This window comes from Pseudomonas sp. FH1 (assembly GCF_000510895.2).
GTDB classification, from domain to species: Bacteria; Pseudomonadota; Gammaproteobacteria; order Pseudomonadales; family Pseudomonadaceae; genus Aquipseudomonas; species Aquipseudomonas azotoformans_A.
The window spans coordinates 25,182-40,171 of record NZ_AOHM01000045.1; the positions used below are offsets into that span (position 1 = coordinate 25,182).

Annotated in this window: 13 protein-coding genes; 2 read left to right on the plus strand and 11 right to left on the minus strand. The window is 61.6% G+C overall.

Features of this window, described 5'->3' with window-relative positions:
- Nucleotides 1-4: 4 nt before the first annotated feature.
- Genes H096_RS15420 through H096_RS15450 form a run of 7 tightly spaced genes read right to left on the minus strand, consistent with a single transcriptional unit; the run spans nt 5 to nt 9,137 of the window.
- On the minus strand, nt 5-1,333 hold the full coding sequence (locus H096_RS15420) for a cellulase family glycosylhydrolase (RefSeq protein WP_033899675.1): 1,329 nt from the start codon (nt 1,331-1,333) through the stop codon (nt 5-7).
- Nucleotides 1,323-2,513, minus strand: coding sequence for a glycosyltransferase (locus H096_RS15425; RefSeq protein ID WP_033899676.1), 1,191 nt, complete (start codon nt 2,511-2,513; stop codon nt 1,323-1,325). The genes H096_RS15420 and H096_RS15425 overlap by 11 nt, the downstream gene beginning before the upstream one ends.
- Nucleotides 2,513-4,504 (minus strand): exopolysaccharide transport family protein, encoded by a 1,992-nt coding sequence (locus H096_RS15430; protein ID WP_033899679.1) that lies wholly within the window; start codon nt 4,502-4,504, stop codon nt 2,513-2,515. The genes H096_RS15425 and H096_RS15430 overlap by 1 nt, the downstream gene beginning before the upstream one ends.
- Before the next feature lie 14 nt (nt 4,505-4,518).
- Nucleotides 4,519-5,295 carry a polysaccharide biosynthesis/export family protein gene (locus H096_RS15435; RefSeq protein ID WP_033899680.1) on the minus strand — a complete coding sequence of 259 codons (777 nt, stop codon included), beginning with the start codon at nt 5,293-5,295 and terminating at the stop codon, nt 4,519-4,521.
- Nucleotides 5,296-5,324: 29 nt separating this feature from the next.
- Nucleotides 5,325-6,236 (minus strand): glycosyltransferase, encoded by a 912-nt coding sequence (locus H096_RS15440; protein WP_033899681.1) that lies wholly within the window; start codon nt 6,234-6,236, stop codon nt 5,325-5,327.
- Nucleotide 6,237: 1 nt separating this feature from the next.
- Nucleotides 6,238-7,698 carry a mannose-1-phosphate guanylyltransferase/mannose-6-phosphate isomerase gene (locus tag H096_RS15445; protein ID WP_033899682.1) on the minus strand — a complete coding sequence of 487 codons (1,461 nt, stop codon included), beginning with the start codon at nt 7,696-7,698 and terminating at the stop codon, nt 6,238-6,240.
- Nucleotides 7,698-9,137, minus strand: coding sequence for an undecaprenyl-phosphate glucose phosphotransferase (locus H096_RS15450; protein ID WP_033899683.1), 1,440 nt, complete (start codon nt 9,135-9,137; stop codon nt 7,698-7,700). Before H096_RS15450 ends, H096_RS15445 begins: the two co-directional genes overlap by 1 nt.
- A 626-nt stretch (nt 9,138-9,763) precedes the next feature.
- Between H096_RS15450 and H096_RS15455 the strand changes: the two genes are divergently transcribed.
- Nucleotides 9,764-10,393 carry a LysE family translocator gene (locus H096_RS15455; RefSeq protein WP_033899685.1) on the plus strand — a complete coding sequence of 210 codons (630 nt, stop codon included), beginning with the start codon at nt 9,764-9,766 and terminating at the stop codon, nt 10,391-10,393.
- Nucleotides 10,394-11,196: 803 nt separating this feature from the next.
- Here H096_RS15455 and inhA read toward each other — a convergent pair.
- Entirely contained in the window at nt 11,197-11,877 is a 681-nt protein-coding gene (inhA, locus tag H096_RS15460) for an isonitrile hydratase (RefSeq protein WP_033899691.1), read from the minus strand.
- A gap of 90 nt (nt 11,878-11,967) precedes the next feature.
- On the opposite strand from inhA, the gene H096_RS15465 reads away from it, so the two are divergent.
- A complete protein-coding gene (locus tag H096_RS15465) occupies nt 11,968-12,972 on the plus strand; it encodes a GlxA family transcriptional regulator (protein WP_033899693.1) in 1,005 nt (334 codons plus the stop codon).
- On the opposite strand, the gene H096_RS15470 is transcribed toward H096_RS15465, so the two are convergent.
- The 3 genes from H096_RS15470 to H096_RS15480 all read right to left on the minus strand — a co-directional run bounded on the left by H096_RS15470 (nt 12,906) and on the right by H096_RS15480 (nt 14,902).
- Entirely contained in the window at nt 12,906-13,820 is a 915-nt protein-coding gene (locus tag H096_RS15470; protein WP_033899796.1) for an alpha/beta hydrolase, read from the minus strand. The genes H096_RS15465 and H096_RS15470 overlap by 67 nt on opposite strands.
- 90 nt (nt 13,821-13,910) lie before the next feature.
- Nucleotides 13,911-14,273, minus strand: a complete 363-nt coding sequence (locus H096_RS15475) for a glyoxalase/bleomycin resistance/dioxygenase family protein (protein WP_033899695.1) — start codon at nt 14,271-14,273, stop codon at nt 13,911-13,913.
- On the minus strand, nt 14,270-14,902 hold the full coding sequence (locus tag H096_RS15480) for a BRCT domain-containing protein (protein WP_033899696.1): 633 nt from the start codon (nt 14,900-14,902) through the stop codon (nt 14,270-14,272). Before H096_RS15480 ends, H096_RS15475 begins: the two co-directional genes overlap by 4 nt.
- Between the last annotated feature and the right edge of the window lie 88 nt (nt 14,903-14,990).

The window sequence follows — 14,990 nt, forward strand, 5'->3', positions numbered from 1 at the left end:
GGCCTCACTCCCATAACAGAATTTGCAGGTTCGACTTGACCGGAACGGTCAGGCCATTGGTGCCGCTCACCGGGGTTTGTGTGCCGCGCAGCGGGTCGTACAGGGTGGCGCTGGCCAAGCCCGGCAGGTGCGCGTTGCCGCCCTGGGCCGCCCAGAAGAACCACAGCTTGCGCCCGTCGGTGCGGGTCCAGCCGATGCTGAACAGGCCGTCGGGCAATGCGTCGGCAGCCGGCGGATCGCCCGGCGTGAGCTTCGGCCCGCTGATATCGAGGAAGTTCTTCAGCGCGGTGTAGACCGGCTTGGGGTTGGTGTCGATGTCCAGCAAGCCATAGGAGCGGTCACGCACACTGGCGCGCTGGTCGAGGTCGCTCAAGGTGAACAGGAAAATCTTGTCGTAATCCATCGCGCTCATCAGCGCCAGGCGGCGCACCACGTAGTCGGCCTGTGCCTGTGGCGTGATGATGTCCTGAGCGTCTTTTGGGCCCTTGTAGGTCGACCAGCCCCACTCGGTGCTCCACAAGGTTTGCACACCGCCGTTGCGCAGGGCCTGGTTCAGCTGGGTGGTCTTGGCGATGAAGTCCAGGTTGGCCGGGTCGTTGCCTTCGGGCAATTGGGTGTAGGGGTGGTAGGAGATGATCGTGTTCAGACTGACCACGCCCAGCGCGCCCAAGGCATCGAACATGGTCTGGCCGTTGGGCATTTCACTGAAGAACGCCATGCCGGCGGCGACCACCGGTTTGGTCGGGTTCACCGCGCGCAAGGCGTGGGTGGTGACGGTCAACAGGTTCGCGTAGCCGGCAGGATCCGCCACCGGGCGCCAGAAGCCGATCAGGTTCGGCTCGTTCCAGACTTGCCAGGCCTCGACGCTGGGGTAGCGCTGGGAAAGCAACGCCATGCGGTTGGCGAACACATTGGGGTCTTTTGGCGGGTACTGGTCCGGGTACAGCGACAGCGGTGGCGCACTGGTGATAAAGCGTGCCGAACCCACCAGGTAAAACACCGACTTGATCTGGTTCTGTTGCAGCTTGCCCACCAGTTCATCGAGGGTGGCGAGCTTGTATTGGTTCTGCGCGGTTTCCAGTTGATCCCAGTGCAAATCCAGGCGCACCCATTCCAGGCCCAGGGCCTTGAGGCGGTCGATCTGCTTCTGGTAACGCTCGGGGCTGAACCACAGGAACTGCGCATTCACCCCCAGGAAATCCTTCCACACCACCTCCTTGCTGCCCTTGAGCACATGGCTTTCGGCGTCCGCTTGGCGTCCCCATAAAAATGCGGTCAGGCCCAGGGCGGCAACCAGCGCAAAGGTGGCGAGGTAGGTGCGTTTACGCGCCATAAGGGGCTCCGCTGATGGCCTGCTCGAAGAGTTGTTTGAATTTCTGCGCGGTCAACGGCCACAGGCGTTCGCGACCGATTTCCCCGGCACGCTCGGCCCAATCCCGCGCCAGCAATGGCGTGCGCGCCAGGCGCAAAAGCTGTTCGCCCAGTGCGGCCACATCGCCTTCGGGGTAGATCGCGCCGTTGCCGCTGGCGACTTCTTCGGCAAACGCGCGCGCGTCGGAGGTGATCGCGCCACGCCCGCAGGCGGTGGCCCAGGACAACGCGCCACTGGTGCCGCGCTGGCGCCCGAGCAGGCCGAGTTTTTTCGATTCACGGTAGGGCAGCACCATCACATGGTGGGCCTGGATGGTCTGGGCGATCTCATCGGCCGGCAGGTTCAGGCGCCAGTCGATGGCGTCGGTCAGGCCCAGTGCCGCGATCTGTGCGTTCAACTGTTCCAGGTAATTGCCGCCCGCGCCAAACGCCATTTCGGCGGCCGTGCCGCCGGCCAGGGTCAGGCGCACGCGGTCGCGCAATTCGGGGGCTTGCTTGAACACATCCGCCAAGGCTTGCACCAGATCTTCGATGCCTTTGCCACGGTAGATAAAGCCGAAATACAGCAGCCGCAGGGTGTCCAGTGTCGGTAGAGGCGCCGGTGCAATTGCCAGGTTGGCGTGGTTGATCACCGCGACTTTGCCGGCCGGCAGTTGCATGCGCTCGGTCAAGCAGTCGGCGCCCAGGCGGGTGAGGGTCACCAGCCGGGTCAGCCCCTTGGCGACTTGGCGTTCTTCGCGCAGGGTCAGCGGGTCGGCCAGCACCACTGCCGCCTGGGGCAACGGGCTCGGCAAACGTTCCATCAGGTTCAAGGGGAAGGGCAGGTGTTCACGCCGCCACACGATGCGCTCCGGGTCATGCACGGTGGCGGTCAACGGCAGCTGCGGGTAAGCCTTGCGCAGTTCACGCAAGGCCAGGAATTCCCCCAGCCGCCCACCGCCCAACTCGGCGTGCACCAGGTCGACGGACTGCCAGTCGAACGCCGCGATGGCGTGCCGGATCGCCTCGGAATTGCCCGCCACCCCGGCCAACGGTGTCAGCACCGTCACGCCGAGTTGTTCCAGTGCCGTGCGGAAATGGTTCGCGTAGTCGGCGATCCCGTTCTTTTCCGGCGGCAAGGGCGCGAGCAGGGCGATACGCATCAGAACGCTCCCCGGTATTTGCCGATGGTGTGCAGCACTTTGCCCGGCACTTCGAACTTGCGACGGTTGATGATGATGCCGTCCACCTTGCCAAACGCGGTGTTGAGGATCGACAGCGCATGTTCCACCACTGGCACGGTACTTTTGCGCGCTTCCACCACCAGGCCGATCAGGTCGGCGCGGCGCAGGTTGACGAACGCCTCGCGGTTGTCCAGCAGGGCCGAGGCGTCGAGCAGCACCACTTCACCCGGCGCTGCGGCTTCCAGCCCGCCGACCCGCACATTGACACCGTTTTCATGCAGCAACTGGCGCAGTTGCTCCACCACAAAGGTCACCCCTTCGCCGTGGCGCGCCGAGGTCAGGCCCAGGGTCAGGCCTTGTTCGGCAATGCGGTCGGGCTGCAGCAGGCTGTACAAGCGGTAGATGCTCGCATTGAACGCGTTGGTACTTTGCGCGGTGGAGGTGTCCAGCTCCGGCAGGGTGGTCCACAGGGGCAGGCCGAATTTGCGTTCCACCAGGCCACCGTCGTGAATGCGCTGGTCGAGCAGGTAGCACAGGTAGATCACCAGCAGGCCGACCACGATGGCAAACGGGATCGCCAACACCAGCATCACCAGGGTTTTCGGGAAGATACGACCCGGGTTCAGGGTGGCTTCTTCGATCACCGCGATGTTGCTGATCTGGCTGTTGTCCAGCTCGCGGTCGATGCGCGATTTTTCCAGGTTATCCACGTACAGCGCGTAGTTGCGCTCGGTGGTGTTCAGCTCGCGGGAGAGGCGGGCCAGCTCCGGTTCAATCTCCAGGGCCTCTTTGCGTTGCGCTTCCAGGTTCACCAGTTGTTTCTGCTGTTGAACCAGTTGGGTGCGCAGCGCCAGGTTGTTGCTGGTTTCATCCAGCAACACGCGCTGCAAGTGGATTTCCAGGGTGTTCGGCGCACGGTTCTCCGAGGCTTGCACGGTGCTGGCCTCGCTGTTGACCTGCACCTGCATCGCCCGAATCGACGCGTCCAGGGCTTTGACCGGCGGCGCGTTGTCGGTGTAGGTGCGCATCATGTCGGCCTTTTCCAGCAGCTTCTGGTTGAGCAGGCGACGCAAATCCTGCTGCTGCGGGTTTAGTGCGATCTGGCGGACCGTGGTGACTTCCTTGGGCTGGCCCTTGAGCTGGGTGCGCGTGCTCGCAATGGCGCTGTCGGAGGACGCGATCAGCCGCGTGGTATTGAAGGTCTCGCCACGCAGCACGTTGATGCGCTCGGACAAGTCTTCCAGGCGGTCGGTGATACTCGCCGCGCCGATCTCGTTCAGGTGGGTGAGGATCTGTTCCTTGTAGCTCTTGATCTCGGTCGCGCTGTTGGCCACCTGGCCTTCATAGAAGGCATAAAGGCTCTTGCGGCCCAAGGCCTCGGTGCGCTCGTTGATGTAGGTCTCGACCCAATCCTTGACCACCGCCTGGGCGATTTCCGGGTCGCTCCACTTGAACGTGATGTCCATCACCGTGGAACCGGCGGCGTGGCTCACCTCGAAGTTCTTCTCCAGGCCGGCGGCCAGGCGTTCGACCGGGGTGGTTTTCTCAACGATACCCACGGTTTCCATGACCACGCGCACGCCGTCGAACACTGCCCCCACGCCGCTCTTGACGTAGTACTTGGTGCGCTTCCAGAAGCCCTCTGGCGGCGGCGCGTTTTCGATCACTTCCAGGTAATGCTCGGCCACCGCACGCACGATGGGCCGGCCGGTGAGCAGGCGCTCCTCGTCGACAATCGGGTCGCGCTGGGTGCTGGGCATCACCAGCGCCTGGCGGTTGCTGATCTCGATGGGCAAGGTCGAATCACGCCCCGGTTTCACCAATAGCCGCGCGGTGGATTCATACTTGGCCGGCAGCAGGAACGCCCCCAGCAGGATGATCACCAGCGCGGCAATCGCCGCGAGTTTGAACTCGTGCCGGAAGATGAAGAACAAGCGCAGAAGATCACGAAAAGAACGGATCTCGATCATGGGATGTCGCTCCTTTAGTTATTGCCGCCGCTGGTTCGGGTGTAGTTGTAGCCCACCCCAATGGACTTGGTGAACGGGATCAGTTGGTTCATGTAGGTATCCACCCCTTGGATGCGCTCGCCCACGTTGGATTTGGGCACGAACACCACATCGCCGCGTTGCAGGCGCACGGGTTTGCGGCCGTTGGGGCCGGTCTTGAGCAGTTGGCTGAAGTCCAGGAAGTACGCGCGATACGCGCCCTGGGCGTCTTCGCGCAGCAGGGCGACCATGCTCGCGTTGCCCGCCGCGCTGACCCCGCCGGCACCGAGGATGGCCTGCTCCAGGGTGTTGGCCGTGCCGAGCTGCACCGCCGTCGGGTTATTCACCGCGCCGCCGACGATGATCGAGCTGCCCGGCGCCTGGTTGATGTTCACCGTCACGCGCGGTTCGCGGTAGATGGGTGCGAGTTTGCCGGTCAACTCCGTGGCCAGTTCCGAAGGCTGGCGACCGGCGACCTGCACCGGCCCCAGGAACGGGTAGTTGATCTTGCCGTCGGTCTGCACCGTGTACAGCGTCAGCTCATAAATGGTGCTGACGTTGAACGCCGACAGCGTCGGCATTTCGCCGGCATCGCGCACGATGCGCAACTGGTCGCCGATGCGGATGCGTTCCACCGCCGGCGGCAGCTGGGCAAGCTGCTCGAGGGCGCGTTTGCCTTCCTCGACGGTCTTGCCGTCGGGCGGGACGATGCGTGCCGGCGTATTGCAGGCGGCCAGGGCCATCATGGCCACGACGAGCAGGGTTCGTTTCATCAAGGGGGACTTCCTGTAGGTCATGATGCTCACCTCCAATAACCGGGAAACATGCTGATGCGCCGCTTGAGGGCGAGGGGGAGGCGACGCTCCAGATGGCCCAGCCGGTAGCCGAGCAGTTTGAATGCACTGCGCACCAGCACTTCGGGGACGCGGTGCAAGGCCCCGGCTTTGCGCAAGGCCGCGAGTTCGGCCAGCACATAGCGCTTGCCTTCGCCCCCCGCGTCGCCAAAAGCCTGTTTGATCCACGGTTCGCGGCCGTAGAACACGCCGATATCAAAGTAGCGGTGAAACTCATCCATGAGTTTGTAATCGTGGGAGTGATGCACCCGCGCCGTGGCGGCGTAGCGCACCTTGTAGCCTTCAAGCAGCATGCGCGCAGCGACAAAGGCGTCTTCGCTACCGATCACATCCGCTGGAAAACCGCCCACTGCTTCCAGCACGCTGCGCCGGTACACGGAAAACGAGTCGGAACTGAAGCAGGTCTTGATGCCCAACTCCGGCGCATCGGCCAGGCTCTTGCTGCGGCTCTGTTCCGGATAGTTAAAGTGCCGCGATTGCGCACCCAGCACACCGGCATCGGGGTGGGGCAACTGGCGGCCATACGCCACGCCGTTGAGTGGGTCCTGCTGCAATTCGGCGAGCAGGTTGGCGAAGGTCTCGGGGGTGGCGGGAATCGCGTCCTGGGTCATCACGATCAGTGCATCGCCGCCTACCTGTTGGCTAGCCCAGCGCCGCGTACCGCCGTGGTTGAAGTCGCGCGCGTCGATCACCTCGACCCGTGCGCCAAACTCGCGAAAGCGCGCCACGGTGTCATCGCTGGAGGCGCTGTCCACCACCAGCATCTCGTGAGGTTGCAGGGTTTGCATGCGCAGCGCCGGCAGCAGGCGTGCCAGGTGGCTGGAGGCGTTACGGGTCGGGATGATCAGAGACGTACGCATATCATTTTTTCACTTCAGCCGGGGCGCGCCCGTAGATGTCGTCGAAGCGCACGATGTCGTCCTCGCCCAGGTACTCGCCGCTCTGCACCTCGATCATCACCAGGTCGATGATGCCGGGGTTGGTCAGGCGGTGTTTGTGCCCGGCGGGGATGTAGGTGGACTCGTTGGCGTTGATCAGGAATTCGCGCTCGCCGTTGGTGATCTGCGCCGCACCGCTGACCACCACCCAGTGCTCGCTGCGGTGGTGGTGCATCTGCAACGACAGCGACGCCTGGGGCTTGACCACGATGCGCTTGATCTTGAAGCGGCTGCTTTCTTCCAGCACGGTGTAGGTGCCCCACGGCCGGGTGACCGTGCGGTGCAGGCTGTACGCCGGATGGTTCTGGCGCTTGAGCTCGGCGACGATGTAGCGCACATCCTGGCTGCGGTGGGCGTCGGCGATCAACAGGGCGTCCGGGGTGTCGACGATGATCAGGTCACGCACGCCCACGGCACCGAGCACGCGCTTGGGCGAGTCGATGTAGCAGTTGTGTACGTCATGCAGAATCGCTTCGCCATTGACCTGGTTGCCATGGGCGTCGCTGGGGGTGAGCTGGCGCAGGGCTTCCCAGGAACCGATGTCGCTCCAGCCGATGTCGCAGGGCACCACGGCGACTTGCTTGGACTTCTCCATCAGCGCCACGTCGATGGAAATATCCGGCGCGCTGCCAAAGGCCTCCGAGTCCAGTTCGCGCTGGCGCGAGGTCTTGTTCTGCAGGCTCTGGCTGTGGTCCAGCGCGGCGCGGGCGGCTTCGAGCACGTCGGGCGCATGGGCGGCGAGTTCGTCCACCAGCGTGCTGGCCTTGAAGCAGAACATGCCGGCGTTCCACAGGTGTTTGCCGCCGTCGAGGTAGGCCTGGGCAGTGGCCAGGTCGGGTTTTTCGACGAAGCGTTTGACCCGGTTGCCCGTGCTCAACGGCTCGCCTTGCTCGATGTAGCCAAAGCCGGTTTCCGGATGATCCGGCTGGATGCCGAAGGTCACCAGGTAGCCAGCCTCGGCCAGGTCGCGGGCTTGTGTCACGGCTTCGGCGAACGCCACCTCGTTGAGGATCAAATGGTCGGCGGGCATCACCAGCAACTGCGCGTCGCCGCCGAAGTGTTCCTGCACGTGCAACGCTGCCACGGCAATTGCCGCCGCCGTGTTGCGGCCGAACGGCTCCAGCAACAGGTCCAGGGGCAGGTGGGCCTTATTGACCAGGCGATAGTCATCCAGGGTGCGGAACAGCAGGTCGCGGTTGGTCACCGTCAACACGCTTTCCACGCCGGGCAATTTGGCGGCGCGCTGGAAGGTTTTTTGCAGCAGGCTCTGGCCGTCGCGCATGCGCATGAACGGCTTGGGCATGTTCTGCCGGGACACCGGCCACAGCCGCGTGCCCGAACCACCGGAAATGATGCAGGGAATTAATCCGTTGAGGGTATTCATCAATAGACTTCCTTGGTGGAAAGGACGGCCGGGACCGTCATGAAGACGATGTACAAGTCAAACCACACCGACCACTTGGAGATGTACTCCAGGTCGTACTCGACACGTTTCTGGATCTTGAACAGGGTGTCGGTCTCGCCCCGGTAACCATTGATCTGCGCCCAGCCGGTGATACCCGGCTTGACCCGGTGCCGTGAGCTGTACTCGCTTACCGCCACTTCAAAGGGAATGCCGGCCGCCTTGGTCGCCGTGGCATGCGGGCGAGGGCCGACCATGGACATGTTGCCCAGCAGCACATTGAACAGTTGCGGCAGCTCGTCGATGCTGGTCTTGCGGATGATGCGGCCCACGCGGGTGATGCGCGGATCTTCGCGGGTGGTCTGGCGTTCGGCGGTGAAGTCGCTCTGGTCGGTGTACATCGAGCGGAACTTGAACACGCGGATTTCATTGTCGTTGTAGCCGTAGCGATTCTGGCGAAACAGCACCGGGCCCTTGGAGTCGAGCTTGATCGCAATCGCCGTTGCCAGCATCACCGGCGACAGCGCGACCAAGGCCAGGCTGGCGAGCAGCAAATCCTCACAGCGTTTGATCACCGGCGACCAGCCGCGCAGCGGCAGTTGCGAAGTGTTGAACATCAGGATGCCGCCCACGTCGGTAATCTTGCTGTGGCCGTAGCGCAGGGCGGCCATGTCCGGCACCAGCATCACGTTGACAGACAACTGCCGCAGGCGGTTGACCAAACCGTGGATGCGCTGCTCGGCGGCCCAGGGCAGGCAGATCATCACTTGATTGACCTGCTCTGCGCGGATCAGTTTTTCCAGGTCGCGGGTGTTGCCCAGCAACGGCAGGTTGCTCAGTTCCTTGGGAATGCGCTCGGTGCGGTCGTCGATGAAACCGATCAGGCCGGAACGGATATCGCCGTTGCGCTGCAAGTGATCAGCGACGTGCACGGCCGTGTCGGTAAAGCCCAGGATCACCGTGCGTTGCAGGTATTTGCCGGACCGCATCAGCCGACGGTACAGGCGCAACATCACCAGGCGTTCAAGGCAGAACAGCGCCAGGCTGGCGACGTACCAGGTCACTAGGTTGCGCGGGGTCAACTGTGGGAAGAACTGCAGGATTTGGTACATGAACAGCAGGATGCAAAAGGCCGCCGTCCAGGCCTTGATCTTGGTTTTCAAGCGCAGCCGGTTGCTGAACAATTCTTCGGAATAGATGCCCAGGGCCTGGAACAGAATAATGGTCAGGACCGCGAAAAACACCAGCAGCCCCAGGAAATGGGCGCGCAGCTCAGGGTCCATCGGGTCCAGGAAGAGCACCAGGACCAGTGGGGGCAAAATGGCCGTCAGGCCATGGATCAACTTGACGAAAACAACAAAGAACTCAACAAAACCGGCGCGTGTTAGAAACAAACTGTCGACGGACGACTTCTCTCGCATAAAAACATCCCTCATTGCACTCCAGACTTCGCTGTTTGAGGGTGTGTTCAATAAAGCAGCAGACTGCTTTAGAGCTCAGATCAAACCGGCTACTCTGGGTAATACGCAACTTTCCATTCCAAATGCAGCTATCCATTTGAAGGGATTTTGCGGGGGTAGTGACTAAAGGAGTGTTCCCTTACTGTATTCAGTCAATGAATTGACTATGGTGCGGAGGTGGCATGCTAGACAGGTTGATGAGTCTTTTTTTCGGCATTTTATTGACGTTCCTTGTCTGAACACTCGGTCATCAGCTGTGTTTTTGAGTGTAGGAACAAATGTGAGATTTTTCCTGCTTAATGGAAAAACCTTTTTCGAAACGAGGTGGGAAAGGGGGACAGGCAGGGATTGGCAGGGCGCACTAAGTGCCCTGTCTGCTGGGCTTTCGTCTGCAGGGAAGTTGTCTGGAGCAGTAACTAGGAAATGATGCGGGTCACGGTAGAAGTTGCCCCGCGAGGCAGTGTCGGCAGTGTTGTAGTCGCGTGGTCATTCGCAGTTACCACAGAGCATTGTATCCAGCACAATTTTTTGTCCGCTACAGGGACACCGATTAATCTGCAGGCTTTTTCCGGTGGATGGCTTTGAGCATGATCGACCTTGCGACCCTGGCGGTATTTTCCGGAGCTGTGCTGTTGTTGCTGCTATCGCCGGGGCCGAACATGGCCTTTGTGATCAGCCATGGCGTGACCCACGGCTGGCGTGGTGGGATGGCGTCGGCCTTGGGCATCGGCGTCGCTGACCTGTTGCTGACGGCCTTGACTGCTACCGGGGTGACGGCGTTGGTTGCCAGTTGGCCGCCATCCTTTGACCTGATCCGGTATGCCGGGGTGGTCTACTTGCTGTGGTTGGTGTTCAAGACGTTGCAGAAAAATGCTGGAGGCGACGTTGTGCATGTCAGTCGTGTGCCCTTGGGGCGGGTGTTTCTGCAAGCCATGCTCAACAGCTTGCTCAATCCCAAGGCTTTGCTGTTTTTTCTGGTGTTCTTGCCGCAGTTTGTACGGCCGGAGGCGGGGTCTATTGCGGTGCAGTTGATGGTGCTGGGGTGCGTGTTGACTTTGATTGCAGCGGTGTTTCATGTGCTGCTGGGGGTGTTTGGTGGAGCGCTCAGCCGGTTTTTTGCCAGGCGCTCGAAAGGTGCCTGGCTGCAGAAGTGGGGGTTGGCGACGGTGCTGGCGGTGCTGGCGGTGCGTTTGGCGGTGATGTCCCGGCCATCCTGAGTACATATCCGTTGTTTGGGTCACGGCTGGTATTGGTTCCGCCCTTACGGCGGGTCACTTTGGAAAAGCCCCAAAGTAACCAAAGGGCTCTTGCCCCAACACTCGGTACCTCGCCTAGGCTCGGTATGCCCGTAATCCGACAGTGATTTGGGGGGCCGCCGCCACGCGCCATCCATGGCGCGGGGCGGCTAAACCGGCATCCCTGCCGGTTTACCCCCCAAATCCCTGCCGAATTCCGGCCAGCGTGTTTGACGGGGCGCCTAAGATCAAAATCAAAAGCACAGCGGCCTGACAGCCGGCTTGAGTGGTGTAGAGCAAACGCAGAGACAAACGCGGTCCTGTAGGAGCCGGCTTGCCGGCGATGGTCGTTAACGATGACGTGGGGTGTCTGGATGAACGCGGCGCTCTCACGTTTTTCGCCGGCAAGCCGGCTCCTACAAGGACCGCGTATCCACGATGCGAAGCGAGTCGCTCTTGATCTTGATCTGAGGCGCCCCGTCAAACACGCTGGCCGAACGCAGGCTTGAATCCGTGGGTAACCCGGCAGGACGCCGGGTTAGCCGCGCTGGGCCAGGGATGGCCCATCGCGGCGGCCCACGGATTCAAGCCGGAGTGAGGGCACACCGAGCCTAGGCGAGGTGCCGAGTGTTGGGGCAAGAGCGTTTTGGTTACTTTTGGGGCTCTTTTCCAAAAGTGACCCGCCGTAAGGGCGGAACCTATATCAGCCGTTACCCAAATAACGGATATGTCCCCCGCCCCGACCCAAACATCGCTTTTGCAGTATCCACAGGTGCTATACAGAATCACCCCAACCGAGCCGCAGCCCGCGCAACGATCTCCCCACGCACCCTGCGCGATTCAGCCGTACGCTTGTTGGCTTCCTCCAACACATGCTGGGGCGCCGTGTCCGGACGCCCGGAATCAAACGGCGGTGCCGGCGCATATTCAATCTGCAATTGCACCAGTTGCGCCGCCGCTTCGCTGTACAACTCGCCAGCCAACGTCAGGGCAAAGTCGATGCCGGCAGTGATGCCACCACCGGTCAGCAGGTTGCCGTCACGCACCACGCGTTCTTGCACCGCAATTGCACCGAGCGGGGCGAGCAGGTCGTGGTAAGCCCAGTGTGTGGTCGCCTTGCGGCCGCGCAACAAACCGGCGGCGCCGAGCACCAGCGAGCCGGTGCACACCGACGTCACATAGCGGGCGGTCTGAGCTTGTACCTTGAGGAAGTCCAACGTCAGCGGATCTTCCATCAGCGCCCCAACACCTGAGCCTCCGGGCACGCAAATCACATCCAGGCGCGGGCAGTCGGCGTAGGTCATGGTCGGTGTAAACACCAGGCCGGTGCTGGAAGTGACCGGTTCCAAGTCTTTCCACACCAGGTGCAACTTCACATCCGGCAACGAACCCAACACGTCATAAGGACCGGTGAGGTCCAGTTGCTGGATGCCGGGGAACAACACAAAGCCAATCTGCAAGGTCATGAATAGCGCTCCGTCAAAGGGGTGGACGGCTTCACTCTAGAGGCCTAGGCTTTGGCGAATACGCCATTGAACCCACGAATCACGCCAATCATGCCCAGAATCGTCCACGTACTCGCTTTCGATAACGCCCAGGTGCTGGATGTCACCGGGCCTTTACAGGTGTTCGCCTCCACCAATGACCTGGCGCGTCAACGCGGCCTGCCGTTGCCTTACGCCGTGTCGGTGATCGCCGCGCAAGCGGAGCCGGTGATGACGTCGGCTGGCTTGGCACTGCTGGCCCAGCCGCTGCCCGCCGTCGATGCGCCGTGCGATACGTTGGTAATCGCCGGTGGCTGGGGTGTATACGGCGCCGCCGAAGACCCGGCGCTGGTGGAGTGGGTGCGCGAGAAAGCCAGGCATACCCGGCGCATGACCTCGGTGTGTACCGGCGCGTTTTTGCTGGCCGCCAGCGGCGTGCTCGATGGCTGTCGCGTAGCCACCCACTGGACGCGTTGCGAAGAACTGGCGCGAAAATTCCCGGCGTTGACGGTGGAGTCCAACCCGATCTTCATCCAGCAAGGCGCCGTCTGGACATCTGCCGGCGTCACTGCTGGCATCGACCTGTGCCTGGCGCTGGTGGAAGAAGACCTGGGCCGCGCTGTAGCCCTGGAAGTGGCGCGGCACCTGGTGGTTTTTCTCAAGCGTCCCGGCGGCCAGTCCCAATTCAGCGTGACCCTGTCCCTGCAAAAAGACGACAGCCGCTTTGCCGAACTCCACGCCTGGATCGCCGAACACCTCACCCTGGATTTGAGCATCTCGACCCTGGCCGCCCAAGCCGGCATGAGCGAACGCAGCTTTGTACGCCACTACCGCGCCGAAACCGGCCAGACCCCGGCACGCGCCGTCGAATTGATCCGCGTTGAAACCGCGCGCCGGCAGTTGGCTGACAGCCCAGTATCGATCAAACGCATCGCCGTGCAGTGTGGCTTTGGCAGCGAAGAGACCCTGCGTCGCAGCTTCCTGCGCGCCTTGTCGGTCACCCCCCAGGCTTACCGCGAACGCTTTTCGCCCAGCAATTCCAGCAGTGCGTCGAGCGTGGCCTGCGGCGCTTCCTGAGGGATGTTGTGGCCCACGCCCGGTAGCACCTGGCGTCGGTAAAACCCGCTGAAATGCTCGACATCATCATCCACTTCAGGCGGCGGGCCCACGCCATCATCGGCACCGCACAGCGAAATGCTCGGTACCGAAATTGGCGGCTGCAACGCCAGCGCCTGCTCGATGGCTTCCAGCGCCGGGTCACCGGGGGCATACATGAAACGGTGGCGATAGGAGTGAATCACCACTTCGACAAAATCCGGGTTATCGAACGACGGCGCCGTCTGGTCATACAGGCTCGGCCCCTCGGCCCAGGAGGGCGACCAAAGCGCCCACAGCAACTTGCACAGTTCGCCACGGTTGGCGGTCAACCCGTCTACGCCGCGTTGGGTATGGAAGTAGAACTGGTACCACAAGCGATGCTCCGTCACAGGCCCCCGTGGTTTGAGGGATTTGGCAATGTCCTGGATATTGTAGCCATCCCCGGTCACCAACCCGCGCACCCGCTCGGGCCACAATGCCGCAACGATGCACGCGGCTCGCCCACCCCAGTCGTAGCCGGAGAGGGTGGCCTGCGGGATCGCCAATGCATCCATGAAATCCAGCAGATCCTTGCCCAACGCCGCCTGCTGCCCGGAACGCATCACCTGCTCGTTAATAAACCGCGTCGGGCCGTAACCGCGCAGGTACGGCACCAGTACCCGGTAGCCACGCTCGGCCAGTACCGGCGCCATCGCGTCATAGCCGCGCGGGTCATAGGGGAAACCATGCAGCAGGATCACCGGCTCACCGTCGAGAGGGCCGTGGGCTTCGTAAGCAATATCGAGCATGGGCGTACGCACGTAGAGCAGCGGAGCGGTAATGGTCATGGTCATGGTGAGCGTTCATCGGCTGGCCAGAGAGACTGGAACTCTAGCCGAAAGCCGTGACGGGTAGGGGTGGGATTTGCGGCAGTGGGCTTACTTGTCTAGACCGAGCTGGCGCAACCCGATGCAATTGCCCCACGGATCGCGCACCTGGCAAATCCGATCCCCTCCTTCAATCGCCATTGGTCCGCGATACAGGATTGCCCCCAGTTTCTCCAGCCGTTGCACTGTTTGTGGCAAGTCTTCTACCCGCCAATACACAACCGACCCGGCGGCTCCGCAGGCGACCTTGCTATCGGCGTTGACGATTTCGATAGCCACGCCCTCTACATCCAGATGGCCAAAATCATCCGGCTGGTGGTAGATGCGTGTCGCCAGTGGAAAGGCCGCGCAGTACCACTGCGTGGCTACGCGCCAGTCCGGGACGTGTATGAGCACGGAGACAATAGGTTTCAACCGAACAACACCTGCTGCCAATGGGTTTCGCTGATGATTGCGATGGGCACACCGCTGTTTCGCAACTCCACGGCTTTTTTGATTTTGGTCCCGTAGGAGCTGTGCAGCCATTGCTCATTACCGATGCTGCCCACCACCAGAAAGTGCACCTTTTTACTGACCGAATTACCGATCACGCCGCCGCGTTCGGTGACGAGCGATTCGCAGTCTTTTCGAGGCCCGTAAGCCATGACCCCTGTAAACAGAAACACCCTATCGAGCCAGTCGAGTTCGGGAATCGGATCATTCAGCGGTAGGCTGCTGACGTTTGCAGTGCGTTGAGGCGCCCCGACGGGAAGCCCTGCAAACTGATGCAGTATTTCTAACAATTCGACTGACTCATCTTCATCCAACACCCCATCGCTCAACATGTCAGCGAGGCGTTGGTACAGAATATTCACCACGGGATCTTCCAGATGTACCAGGTGGTTTTCTATCCAGCTCTTGAGAAACTCGGCCTCCAACTGATTGATTTTTCCATCGGCGGTCAAACCGGCGGTGATACCAATCAGAGCATCGGCAGAGCGCCGATCAATACGTGCCTGATGGAAGAACACGCTTTTTTCGAATTCCTGATGAAGATCGACCATGCGTCCTTGCTCCTTAATTCTTCAGTTTCTATCGTCTGATTGATGTACTTGGCTTTGTCGGGAGTGAATGTGAGGTTCAACAGCATGG